Origin of the sequence: Litchfieldia alkalitelluris (assembly GCF_002019645.1) — a bacterium.
In the GTDB taxonomy this organism is placed as follows: domain Bacteria; phylum Bacillota; class Bacilli; order Bacillales; family Bacillaceae_L; genus Litchfieldia; species Litchfieldia alkalitelluris.
The window spans coordinates 3,323,616-3,337,174 of the sequence record NZ_KV917374.1; the positions used below are offsets into that span (position 1 = coordinate 3,323,616).

Below are 13,559 nucleotides of genomic sequence, written 5' to 3' on the forward strand. Positions count from 1 at the left end.
AAAGCACTCTCAAAACTGACCACAATAAATCAAGCGTCTTTTTATGGATCTCATAAGAGATTCAGTTTCCTTAGAAAGGAGGTGATCCAGCCGCACCTGCCGATACGGCTACCTTGTTACGACTTCACCCCAATCATCTGTCCCACCTTAGGCGGCTGGCTCCTAGATGAAACAAGTTTCATCTTAGGTTACCCCACCGACTTCGGGTGTTACAAACTCTCGTGGTGTGACGGGCGGTGTGTACAAGGCCCGGGAACGTATTCACCGCGGCATGCTGATCCGCGATTACTAGCGATTCCAGCTTCATGCAGGCGAGTTGCAGCCTGCAATCCGAACTGAGAATGGTTTTATGGGATTCGCTTAACCTCGCGGTTTTGCTGCCCTTTGTACCATCCATTGTAGCACGTGTGTAGCCCAGGTCATAAGGGGCATGATGATTTGACGTCATCCCCACCTTCCGCCGGTTTGTCACCGGCAGTCACCTTAGAGCGCCCAACTGAATGCTGGCACCTAAGATCAAGGGTTGCGCTCGTTGCGGGACTTAACCCAACATCTCACGACACGAGCTGACGACAACCATGCACCACCTGTCACCTTTGTCCCTAAAAGGGAAAACTCTATCTCTAGAGCGGTCATAGGGATGTCAAGACCTGGTAAGGTTCTTCGCGTTGCTTCGAATTAAACCACATGCGCCACCGCTTGTGCGGGCCCCCGTCAATGCCTTTGAGTTTCAGTCTTGCGACCGTACTCCCCAGGCGGAGTGCTTAAGGCGTTAGCTGCAGCACTAAGGGGCGGAAACCCCCTAACACTTAGCACTCATCGTTTACGGCGTGGACTACCAGGGTATCTAATCCTGTTCGCTCCCCACGCTTTCGCTCCTCAGCGTCAGTTACAGACCAGAGAGTCGCCTTCGCCACTGGTGTTCCTCCACATCTCTACGCATTTCACCGCTACACGTGGAATTCCACTCTCCTCTTCTGCACTCAAGTCTCCCAGTTTCCAATGACCCTCCCCGGTTGAGCCGGGGGCTTTCACATCAGACTTAAAAGACCGCCTGCGAGCGCTTTACGCCCAATAATTCCGGATAACGCTTGCCACCTACGTATTACCGCGGCTGCTGGCACGTAGTTAGCCGTGGCTTTCTGGTTAAGTACCGTCAAGGTACGAGCAGTTACTCTCGTACTTGTTCTTCCTTAACAACAGAACTTTACGACCCGAAGGCCTTCATCGTTCACGCGGCGTTGCTCCGTCAGACTTTCGTCCATTGCGGAAGATTCCCTACTGCTGCCTCCCGTAGGAGTCTGGGCCGTGTCTCAGTCCCAGTGTGGCCGATCACCCTCTCAGGTCGGCTACGCATCGTTGCCTTGGTGAGCCGTTACCTCACCAACTAGCTAATGCGCCGCGGGCCCATCTGTAAGGGATAGCCGAAACCATCTTTTAATAGAGAACCATGAGGTTCTTTATATTATCCGGTATTAGCACCGGTTTCCCGAAGTTATCCCAGTCTTACAGGCAGGTTGCCCACGTGTTACTCACCCGTCCGCCGCTAATTAAAGGAAGCAAGCTTCCTTTAATCCGCTCGACTTGCATGTATTAGGCCCGCCGCCAGCGTTCATCCTGAGCCAGGATCAAACTCTCCAATAAGAGATATTTGATTGCTCAAATAAAAATTTAAAACTAGATTAAACGTTGACGCTTGTTTATTGTGTTCAGTTTTCAAAGAACTTTTATTCGCTTGCGCTTGTTAAAGCAACTTTATGAATATATCATTATCAACTAGCTAAGTCAACATCTTTTTTTACAAGAGTTAAAGTAATTAGCGACAAAAATTAGTATATCATTTTAAAATCGGGATGTCAACTTCTGCGAAGCGATTATTTCAATTGAACTTTTCTTCTTTCAGAAGAGATCACTTGATCTATATTACCATCGTATCAATACTCTATCAACAGGTAGTTAATGGTAATGTTTTTTTATATTTACACTATTTATATATAGAAGAATTTCGCCTTATATTATTAATTACCCATATAAAGTTGAGGTAAACATTATTTTATTTCATTATTTTAAAAATCACCAAAAAAGACGGACTTCATGTAGTGTGTTCACGCTGCAAGTTACTCCAACTCTTCACCCACATCAGAAGAACGGGGGTTATACAAAAACGCTATTCCAACGGGGGAGATTCTGGTGACTTCATGACAATCTTCACAAAGTCCAATTTCTTTCTTACATTTATAAAAAAAGGATGATCTATCTATATAGATCATCCTTCATAATTAATGACAGCTACTCCCACTTGCACTTTTCGTTTTAGATCCCGTTTCTCCACGAAGAACATCTCCACCTGTTGACTGGATGATCTCGTCAGTTACTCGATTAGAAATTGTGTTTGCAACCAATTGTAATAAATCATTTACCTCAATTTGAGAATTCTTAAATTCCTCTACGATTGGAATACCATCTAACTCAGCTTGAATTGCATCAATTTTCTCTTCTACTTTCTTTAATGCTTCTGTTTTCCCGTAATGTTGAAAATTAACTGCCTGTTTTTGGAGACTTTTAATACTCGCTACCATTTCTTTTATTTTTTTATTTTCGTTAATTTGTGCTTCAGCACGTTTAAAGAAATCCACTTCTTCTGTTTCAGCAATCATTTTTGCTAATTCTTTTGCTCGTTCAACTATTTCTTGTTTTGAATACATTGTCATTTTAATTCACCTCAACCGCTTCTTCGATCATTTCTCCATCTAATGTCCATGTTTTAGCCTGTATAACTTTTACCTTTACAATTTTTCCAATTGCTGATTTTGGACCTTTAAAATTAACAAGTTTATTTTTACTTGTATATCCTGCAAGAATATCAGGATTCTTTTTACTTTCACCCTCTACTAAAACCTCAACAATTTGATCTTGATAAGCAAGATTTTTCTTTGCAGAGATTTCATTTACAAGGGCATTCAAACGCTGTAAACGTTCCTTTTTAACTTCCATTGGAATATTATCTTCCATCTTTGCAGCCGGCGTACCTTCGCGTGGAGAGTAAATAAATGTGTATGCAGTATCATATTCCACTTCGCGATATAATGAAAGCGTCTCTTCGAACTGCTCATCTGTTTCATTTGGAAAACCTACAATAATGTCAGTTGTGAACGAAGCGTTAGGGATCTTCGCTTTCATTTTCTTAACAAGCTCTAGATATTGCTCTCGAGAATATTTACGTGCCATTAATTTAAGAACTTCAGAACTACCTGACTGTACTGGTAAATGGATATGTTCCATAAGATTTCCACCTTTAGCCAGCACTTCAACCAGATGATCATCAAAATCTCTAGGGTGACTTGTTGTAAAGCGAATTCTAGGAATATCAATTTTACGAAGCTCGTCCATTAAATCTCCTAAACCGTATTTAATATCAGAAAAGTCTTTTCCATAAGCGTTGACATTTTGACCAAGTAATGTAATTTCTTGGTATCCGTTTGCGGCTAAATGTCTAACTTCTTGGATAATGTCTTCTGGACGTCTGCTTCTCTCTTTTCCTCTTGTGTACGGAACAATGCAATAAGTACAGAATTTATCACAGCCGTACATTATATTTACCCAGCCTTTAATACTCCCTTTACGTACACGTGGAAGATTCTCGATAATATCTCCCTCTTTGGACCAAACTTCAATCACCATTTCCTTACTGAACATCGCTTCTTTTACGATTTGTGGAATACGATGGATGTTATGTGTACCAAAGATCATGTCAATAAATGGATGTTTTTGTAGAATTCTATTCACAACAGATTCTTCTTGTGACATACATCCACAAACACCTATTAGTAGATTAGGATTTCTTAATTTCAACGGCTTTAGATGACCGATTTCACCAAAAACCTTGTTTTCAGCGTTCTCTCTTATCGCACAGGTATTTAAAAGAATAATATCAGCATCTTCTGTTTCAGTAGTCGCCTCATACCCCATTTCCATCAGAATACCAGCCATAACTTCTGTATCATGCTCGTTCATTTGACAACCATATGTTCTTATAAGAAATTTCCTACCTTTACCAAGGCCACTTAGTTCTTCAGGGATGTTGAAATCACGGTGAATAGATATATCTTCTTTTCCACGTTTTTTTGCATCTTTTAATGAAGGGGCTTGATATACAGCTTGAAAGTATTGACTATAATCCTTTTCGGATTTTTTGTCCGCTGGATTAATTTGTGCAGCTTCTAAGCGTTGTTTTTCATTCATGTCAAAAACTCCTTTCTGTTAAAACGAAACCAATTGCTAGTATATAATCTATCATTAAATTAAACAATAACATTCATCACATTCTTTAATCCTTAAATCATTAAGAACAATTTATTTTAACATTGTTCAAAAACATAGTAAATAGAAAAGCGGAAGCCCATTTTCAGTCATGTGATTATTATCACACGTCATATAATTTGATTATGTAATTACTAAAAAGGCACTTTTGTTCTTCTCTCGATTGAGTTGAAGCTTCCTAGAGAAAATAACTAGTATCAAACAATCTAGTTACATCCCCATTTCAGGATTAACAACAGTTTATGTAAATCATTTTTAAAAAAGCAAAAACCCTGATTAAGTCTAAAACTTAATTAGGGTTTTTAAAGTATTACATGAATTCAGCTACTAGTTTATTAAACTTCTCTTCTGTTAATTCAAGATCAGCATGAACTAGTGGTGTTTCACTGTATCCATAAACAAGTTCTTGGTATGATTTTTGCTCTTTATTTTGATAAATTAATCCAGTAACAAGGCCATTATGTTCCATTAATGTTTGCATTGCTTGCATTCGATTATTTGGATCATAGTTTTCAATATCACTTAGTTTTGTCAGATTTTCCTTAAACCAATCGTATGTGTTTACTTTATTATAAGTAACACATGGACTGAATACATTGATTAAAGAAAATCCTTTATGATTAATCCCAGCTTCAATTAAAGCAGTTAAATCTTTTAAATCTGTTGAGAAACTTTGAGCAACAAATGTAGCACCCGCAGTTAAAGCCATTTCCATAACAGAAAGTGAAGATTCAATTGAACCTTGAGGTGTACTCTTTGTTTTAAAGCCAACATCACTTCTAGGTGAGGTTTGTCCTTTTGTTAAGCCATAGATTTGGTTATCCATAACAATATAAGTAATATCGATATTACGTCTAATCGCATGAACTGTATGACCCATACCTATCGCAAATCCGTCACCATCTCCACCTGATGCAATAACAGTAAGATCTTTGTTCGCCATTTTTACACCTTGTGCGATTGGTAATGATCTACCGTGAATCCCGTGGAAACCATAAGAATTGATATACCCAGAAATACGTCCAGAACAACCAATTCCAGAAACTACTGCTAGGTTATCAGGCTCTAATCCAACATTTGCAGCTGCACGTTGAATAGCAGCTTGGACAGAGAAATCACCACAACCAGGGCACCAGTTAGGTTTTACATTATTTCGAAAGTCTTTAAATGTTGCCATGATTAGAACAACTCCTTACACTTTGTGTGAATTTCATGAGGTAGGAATGGATTACCGTCATATTTTAAGACGTTTGTAATCTTTTCAGCGTGTCCTACATTCATCTTCATAATGTTAGCGAGCTGACCAGTTGCATTGTTTTCAACAACAACGACCTTTTTAGAAGACTTCATAAGCGGTAAAAGTTCTTTTGATGGAAATGGATGTAATAAACGAACATGAGCGTGGTTCGCTTTAATGCCGTCCTTCTCAAGTCTTACCATCGCTTCCTCAATCGTACCGCGGGTTGAGTTAAAGCCAACAATCAATACATCAGCTTCTTCATGTGGAGCATTTTTATGAACTGGCGTATCAAATTTAATATTATCAAGTTTACGTAAACGCTTATCCATTTGCGCATTTCTATTTGTTGCACTTTCAGATGGTTTCCCTGATTCATCATGCTCAACACCTGTCACATGATAAATTCCATTTTTAGTTCCTGGTACGATACGTGGAGAAACGCCATCTTCAGTTACTTCAAAACGCTTAAAATAATCTTTGTTCGGATTGTCTGGTAATTCTGGATTCAAATCAAGCTTACCTCTTCGAATTTCAACCTTACTAAAATCAAGTGGTTCGACCGTTTGCTTTCCTAATGAAAGCTGTAGGTCAGTTAATAATATTACAGGACATTGGTATTCTTCCGCAATGTTAAATGCTTCTACAGAATCATAAAACGCTTCTTGTACAGTACTTGGAGCCATTACTACTTTTGGTATCTCACCATGAGTACCATAAATCATAGCCATTAAATCTGATTGTTCTTGTTTTGTTGGTAACCCAGTACTTGGACCACCACGTTGTGTGTCAACAATAACAAGCGGAGTTTCAGTGATACCAGAAAGACCAATTGCTTCCATCATTAATGATAAACCCGGTCCAGCTGAAGCAGTTAGTGTTCTAACCCCAGCATAGTTACCTCCGATTGCCATTGTACAAGCTGCAATTTCATCTTCTGTTTGGATAACTGTTCCACCGTATTCCGGTAATTTTTTAATTAGATATTCCATTATTTCAGATGCAGGCGTAATAGGATAAGCTGGCATAAATCTTGCTCCTCCAGCTAGAGCGCCCATTGCTATTGCATCATTACCAATCATAAACATACGTTTTTTTCCGTCTGCTTTTTCAAGCTGCATCGTTTTAATCGAATCACCAAGCTGCTCTTTTAAATATTCAGCTCCTGCTTTGATAGCTTCCATGTTCTTTTCAACAATTTGTTGTCCCTTCCGCCCGAAGATCTCTTGAACAACTTCTAAGTATACATTAATATCTAGGTCTAACAATGCGCTGGAAGCACCAACCGCAACCATGTTTTTCATTAAAGAAGTTCCTAATTCACTAGCAATTTCTGTAAATGGAACCGCATACAAGGTCGCTTTCGAGTCGTCTGGAATTGTAGGGTTGAATTTCGCATCAGCTATAACAACGCCTCCGCTACGTAATTCGTGAAAGTTTACATCAATAGTCTCTTGATCAAATGCTACTAAAATATCAAGATCATCAGAAATTGAGCGTACCTGTGTTGTACTTACTCGAATTTTATTATTTGTATGTCCGCCTTTAATACGTGATGAAAAATGGCGATAACCATATAAATAGTAGCCTAAGCGATTAAGAGCTATAGAAAATATCTCTCCTGTACTTTCAATTCCTTCCCCTTGTTGTCCTCCAACTTTCCATGAAAGTTGATTGATCATGTCTTACACCCCTTTGGAATCGTTCATTGTATCGTAATGTTTTTTACAATTATAAGTGTAGCACTTTTCCAACTAAATCACTAGAAATTAATCTGAGTAAAATGGTCTGTATACTTTGGTTATACACCATTTAGCATTAATTCCTTATTTTTTGAAGTATTATAGATTTGTTAGAGATGTACTAAACGCTTTCAATTCTAGACCTAACAGCAAAAAAAAGCAACCCTTATACAGTATTTTATGTCAATTATATGAATATTTTTTTATCTATTTGCATTTCCTTTATCTATTATAATATTTTGTTATTGATTCTTGAACATTTCAACTACATAGCTTATGTTGCATAAAAGGGATTACTCTAAATTTAGAATGGTTAAGTAATTCCCTATGAATGTGAATGTACTCGTTTTTATTGAATGTACTAACACCTTCTATCCCTTGACGTCGATTGGACTATCCAAGATTCTGGATGTAGTGAACAAAACAATTTTTTATTCTTCCTAGGGTTGAGTCAAAAGAGTCTCGAGCTTGCAATTTCTTGGATTGATATTTAATTTTTCACAAAAAAAATACCTGTTTGTCCTGTTTTGACAAAAAGGTATTTAATAATATGATTTTAGTCTTACGCTTTATTAAATAACTAAACATCTTTATCGAGGTTCAACAATTAGCTTAATAGCTGTTCTTTCTTCACCGTCAATTAAAATATCAGTAAATGCAGGGATACAAATTAGGTCGACGCCACTCGGTGCTACGAACCCTCTTGCAATTGCTACTGCTTTTACCGCTTGATTCAATGCCCCCGCGCCAATTGCTTGAATTTCTGCGGCTCCTCTTTCGCGTAACACACCAGCAAGTGCACCAGCTACAGAGTTAGGATTAGATTTTGCTGAAACTTTTAATATTTCCATTCCTAATTTCCTCCTTGTATTTTTACAGAATATAGTGAGTAGATTACCAGAACATTAAAAGGATTAATGATTCCACTCATACTATATTCACTAGTTGCTGGCTGTATTCCTGCTTGTTCTAAATATTTTTCAAAAAATTCAAAATCATATATTCCTAATCAAAAAATGGATGATCATCATTAATTAATATTCGATTTATAGCTGTCGCATGACCATTTTTTTGATCAATATCAATTATCACACCGTTTAACTGTGTACGTCCCTCAACAACGTCAAATCGAACTGGAAGTGTGGTTATAAACCTTTTCAATACAGCTTCTCTACTTACCCCTAGAATCCCATCATAAGGCCCTGTCATGCCAACATCAGTAATAAAAGCAGTACCGTTATCTAAAATTCGTTGATCTGCTGTTTGAACATGTGTATGTGTTCCTACTACAGCTGATACTCTTCCATCTAGATACCATCCCATTGCTTGTTTTTCACTAGTGGCTTCAGCATGGAAGTCAACAAATATAATAGATGTTCTCTTTTTTGCTTGTTCTATTAAATTATCTGCAACCTTAAAGGGACAATCAATTGGCGGTAAGAATGTCCTGCCTTGTAAATTAATTACTGCCACTTCTTGTCCATTTACCTTGCAAAAAACCATTCCTTGGCCAGGTGTTTCTTCAGGGAAATTCGCAGGTCTAACCATAAATTTAGCATCGTCAATAAATTCAAAAATTTCTTTCTTATCCCAAGTATGGTTGCCTAAAGTAACAACTTGTGCTCCTAATTCTAAAAATTGTCTATATATTTTTTCGTTAATACCCTTTCCACTAGCAGCATTTTCACCGTTAATAATAGTCATATGAGGGCGATACTTCGATTTTAGTTTCGGTAGATATTCTTTTATCATATCTCTCCCAGGTGATCCAACTACATCACCAATAAATAGAATTCTCATTAAATAAACTCCTTTATCGTTATAATACTTCTACCTAAAAAATCCTTAGGTTAACGAGTTCCATACTCCATGGTGCAAATCTTTATTTTCTAGCCTGAAAATACTTTGTCTCACAATTCAATTCGCTCTAGTTCACTTGCTTTCCGAGGGGTGGTCCGGGAGCCACCTCGTTGCCATTCCACACTGAGTGAGTATTCTATTTTCATACTCCATGATGCGAATTTTATTAGCATTGGGGTCTACCCTAAAAGGAAATGAATCTTTAGAACAAAAAAATTTATTCGATGAAAGCTATACTATCATAATTTAATGGGACTATTGAACTTCATAAGCGTGATAAACAACAGCGATTATAGTTTAGTTTTACACATTTTATAGGAATAGGCAATTTTACACAAATGGTACAAGTGAAAGGAAATGAAGTGGGGAGTGTAAATCTAAGGATTATAACAGATAGAAATAAAATAAAGTGGTCAAAAGACCACTTTATTTTGCATATTCAACAGCTCTCGTTTCACGAATAACGGTTACCTTTATGTGCCCTGGATAATCCAGCTCTTCCTCGATACGCTTTCTTATATCACGTGCTAAACGGTGAGCTTCTAGATCATCTATTGCATCAGGTTTAACTAATATTCTCACTTCACGACCAGCTTGGATTGCAAAGGATTTCTCAACACCTTCATACGACTCTGAGATTTCTTCAAGTTTTTCTAAACGTCGGATATAATTTTCTAACGTTTCACTTCGCGCACCAGGTCTAGCAGCAGATAGTGCATCTGCAGCTGCAACTAATACCGCGATAATTGAAGTCGGTTCAGAATCTCCATGATGTGAAGCAATACTGTTAATTACAACAGGATGTTCCTTATATTTTGTTGCTAATTCAACACCAATTTCCACATGACTTCCTTCTACTTCATGGTCAATAGCTTTTCCTATATCATGGAGAAGACCAGCTCTTCGAGCTAAAGTAACATCTTCGCCTAACTCAGCAGCCATTAAACCAGCTAAGAAAGCAACCTCTGATGAATGTTTTAATACGTTTTGCCCATAACTCGTTCTAAACTTCAAGCGACCTAGGATCTTAATAAGGTCTGGATGGAGACCATGCACACCAACTTCAAACGTTGTCTGTTCACCAATCTCACGAATATACTCATCAACTTCTCGTCTTGATTTTTCAACCATTTCTTCAATTCGGGCAGGATGGATACGTCCATCTTGCACAAGCTTATCTAGTGCAATCCTTGCTGTTTCACGTCTTATTGGATCAAATCCTGAGAGAATGACAGCTTCTGGTGTATCATCAATAATTAAGTCGATACCTGTTAACGTTTCGAGTGTTCGAATATTTCGACCTTCTCTTCCAATAATTCGACCTTTCATCTCATCATTAGGTAGGTTAACAACGGAAACTGTTGTTTCGGCCACATGATCAGCCGCACATCTTTGAATGGCAAGTGAAAGTATTTCTTTAGCCTTTTTATCAGCTTCTTCCTTTGCGCGACTCTCAGCATCTTTAACCAAATACGCAACATCATGAGCAAGTTCATTTTCTACACGCTCAATAATGATTTGTTTTGCTTGTTCGCGAGTAAGGCTAGAAATTCGTTCGAGTTCAGCCTGTTGCTTGCGTACCATTTCTTCCACTTTGCTTTCCATCTCTTCAATATGCTGTTGTCTTTCAGTTAGAGAATTCTCTCTCTTTTCTAACATAGTTTCACGTTTGTCCAGAGATTCATCTTTACGATCGAGATTCTCTTCTTTTTGCATTAAACGATTTTCTTGTTTTTGAAGTTCGTTTCTTCTATCACGAATGTCTCGTTCTGCCTCTGTACGAAATTTGTGAATTTCGTCCTTTGCTTCTAATAAGGCTTCTTTTTTCAAAGAGTCAGCTTCACGATTAGCATCATCAATAATTTGTTCTGCGGCACCCTTCGCCCCAGCAATTTTTGTTTCTGCAATGGATTTACGAACAAAAAAGCCAACAACTGCACCGACGATCAGGCCAAGCAAAGCGGAGATGATTCCTATAATAATGGTATCCATCATTTCACCTCCTCTTGCTATGAACTTTTTCTTGCTAGATCAAAATGTCGGCATGTACATTGTTACATTAGTTTCAACATACAGCACAAAGGCTTGTTCAGCCATTTAGAAATAATTTCTTTTTTCTAAATAGCAATGGTTTTCGGTACTACCTTTTTATTAGGGAGAATAACTACCGAGATTTCTTTTCACGTTTTAATTCTAACAAAATGTAAAATATACATACTAATTGTAAATGTGAGAAAATTTATTGTCAAGGCCTGTCACATCTACTGTTACATTAATTTGGAAATTTCTTTCTCTATCCCCATTATAACTACTATTTTTTAACTAAAACAGCTAGAAATTTTGTTTGTCGATTACGCTCATTATTTTAGCAAAACATTTAATAGTATATAAAAAGAAAAATTACGTTCTAAAAAAAGAGACAGCAAAGTGTCTCTTTCTAATTCCTAGTTATTAATCTAATAAATTCAACTCATCTTGCCCTTCATCTACAGGCTCAGCAATATCCTGATCCAAACCGTAATGCCTACGAATTTTTTCTTGTATTTCTTTTCTTATGCTAGGGTTTTCTTTTAAAAATTGCTTCGCATTTTCACGGCCTTGTCCTAATCGTTCCTCATTGTAGGAGTACCATGAACCACTTTTTTGAACGATATCTAAATCTGAACCCATATCGATGGTTTCACCTTCTCTAGAAATACCTTCTCCGTACATGATATCCACCTCGGCAACTTTAAAAGGAGGTGCTACCTTATTTTTCACAACCTTAATTTTGGTTTTATTCCCCACAATATCATTGCCTTGTTTTAATTGCTCTGCACGACGGACTTCTAAACGAACAGACGAATAGAACTTTAAGGCACGACCACCGGGAGTTGTCTCAGGATTTCCGAACATAACACCAACTTTTTCACGAATTTGGTTGATGAAAATTGCGATTGTTTTAGACTTGTTAATCGCACCTGATAATTTACGAAGCGCTTGTGACATTAAACGAGCTTGTAATCCTACGTGGGAATCACCCATCTCGCCTTCGATTTCCGCTTTTGGAACTAATGCTGCAACTGAGTCAATTACAAGTATGTCAACCGCACCACTTCGAACTAAAGCTTCAGCAATTTCTAATGCTTGTTCACCAGTATCAGGTTGAGATAGAAGTAATTCATCAATATTTACTCCAAGCTTTTGTGCATAGACTGGGTCAAGTGCGTGCTCAGCATCAATAAATGCTGCTTGTCCACCATTTTGTTGTACTTCAGCGATTGCATGAAGTGCAACAGTTGTTTTACCAGAACTCTCAGGTCCATAGATTTCAACGATACGTCCTCTCGGATACCCACCTACTCCAAGACAAACATCTAGAGCTAATGATCCACTTGGAGATGTAGAAATTTTACGGTCAGTTTGTTCTCCAAGTTTCATAATTGAACCTTTACCAAATTGTTTTTCTATTTGTTTTAAAGCCATTTCTAAGGCGGCTTGACGATCACTCACTTAAACTTCCTCCTTTTTTCTTTGAAACTATTAATACTATACCTCGTTTTGTCTCATTTGCCAAGCAAAAAATCGAACGTTTATTCGTTTTTTGAGACGCAATTTATTGGTAATAGTTCATTTATTATCAATAAAAATTCAATTTTCATAGTGTTGTTTCTATCTAATATTCTTTTTTTAAGATTACTTGATTTTTTTGTCTACCCTGAAAAAAGAAAAGCGGAAGGCGCCCGCTTATCGGCGACAAGCATAAGGCAGGCGCTGACAGAAGGCGCTTTCTGCCTTCCGAAGCGACTGACTTATGACCTCGAGCCGATGGCGCCTGGAGCTAGACACTAAGCTAAGTACAGATAACTAATACTTTTTCATCCTCTATGGTGCTAATCAAAATTAGCATGGATGCCTGAAAAAAGAAATGCAGAAGCCGATAGCGCCTGAAGCTAGACACTAAGCTAAGTATAATTTTTCATACTCCATGATACTAATTTTAATTAGCATAGATGTCTACCCTGAAAAAAGAAATGCTGAAGGCGCTCGTTCATCGGCGACAGGCATAAGACGAGTCGGCTAGAAGGTTGCTTTTTAACCTTCTTGCCGGATTGACTTATGACCCCGAGCCGATAGCGCCTGAAGCTAGACACCAAGCTAAGTATAATTTTTCATCCTCCATGATACTAATTTTAATTAGCATAGATGTCTACCCTGAAAATAACTAGGTTAGTGAGTTGCATTCGCTGCGATCCACTTGCTTTCCGCGGAGCGATCTGTGAGCCTCCTCGTCGTTTTTGGCTCCTGCGGGGTCTCACGTGACCGCTAGATCCCGCAGGAGTCATCTGGCTCTCCGCTCATTCCACACTATGGTAGACATTTTTCATTCTCCATGGTGCGAATAAAATTAGTATGAGTGT

The 13,559-nt window shown here is 38.0% G+C and carries 8 protein-coding genes and 1 rRNA gene; all 9 read right to left on the reverse strand.

Translation table 11 applies throughout. The features are described 5' to 3' along the window. Window positions 1-74: 74 nt before the first annotated feature. The 9 genes from BK579_RS15500 to recA all read right to left on the reverse strand — a co-directional run bounded on the left by BK579_RS15500 (window position 75) and on the right by recA (window position 12,651). Window positions 75-1,644: ribosomal RNA gene (locus BK579_RS15500) — 16S ribosomal RNA — on the reverse strand. Between the two features lie 635 nt (window positions 1,645-2,279). Beyond that, entirely contained in the window at window positions 2,280-2,711 is a 432-nt protein-coding gene (locus tag BK579_RS15505; protein ID WP_078546979.1) for a YlbF/YmcA family competence regulator, read from the reverse strand. Window position 2,712: 1 nt separating this feature from the next. After that, window positions 2,713-4,242 (reverse strand): tRNA (N6-isopentenyl adenosine(37)-C2)-methylthiotransferase MiaB, encoded by a 1,530-nt coding sequence (gene miaB / locus BK579_RS15510; RefSeq protein WP_078546981.1) that lies wholly within the window; start codon window positions 4,240-4,242, stop codon window positions 2,713-2,715. A gap of 388 nt (window positions 4,243-4,630) precedes the next feature. Then, window positions 4,631-5,497, reverse strand: coding sequence for a 2-oxoacid:ferredoxin oxidoreductase subunit beta (locus tag BK579_RS15515; protein ID WP_078546983.1), 867 nt, complete (start codon window positions 5,495-5,497; stop codon window positions 4,631-4,633). A gap of 2 nt (window positions 5,498-5,499) precedes the next feature. Further along, window positions 5,500-7,239, reverse strand: coding sequence for a 2-oxoacid:acceptor oxidoreductase subunit alpha (locus tag BK579_RS15520; RefSeq protein WP_078546985.1), 1,740 nt, complete (start codon window positions 7,237-7,239; stop codon window positions 5,500-5,502). Between the two features lie 650 nt (window positions 7,240-7,889). Next, on the reverse strand, window positions 7,890-8,150 hold the full coding sequence (spoVS, locus tag BK579_RS15525; protein ID WP_003211281.1) for a stage V sporulation protein SpoVS: 261 nt from the start codon (window positions 8,148-8,150) through the stop codon (window positions 7,890-7,892). A 154-nt stretch (window positions 8,151-8,304) separates the two neighbouring features. Continuing rightward, window positions 8,305-9,099: a TIGR00282 family metallophosphoesterase gene (locus tag BK579_RS15530; protein ID WP_078546987.1), complete on the reverse strand. Its 795-nt coding sequence runs from the start codon at window positions 9,097-9,099 to the stop codon at window positions 8,305-8,307. Window positions 9,100-9,585: 486 nt separating this feature from the next. Beyond that, window positions 9,586-11,154, reverse strand: coding sequence for a ribonuclease Y (gene rny, locus BK579_RS15535; protein ID WP_407936250.1), 1,569 nt, complete (start codon window positions 11,152-11,154; stop codon window positions 9,586-9,588). 456 nt (window positions 11,155-11,610) lie between these two features. After that, the gene (gene recA / locus BK579_RS15540) at window positions 11,611-12,651 is read right to left on the reverse strand and encodes a recombinase RecA (RefSeq protein ID WP_078546991.1); all 1,041 of its coding nucleotides are present in this window, start codon (window positions 12,649-12,651) and stop codon (window positions 11,611-11,613) included. Between the last annotated feature and the right edge of the window lie 908 nt (window positions 12,652-13,559).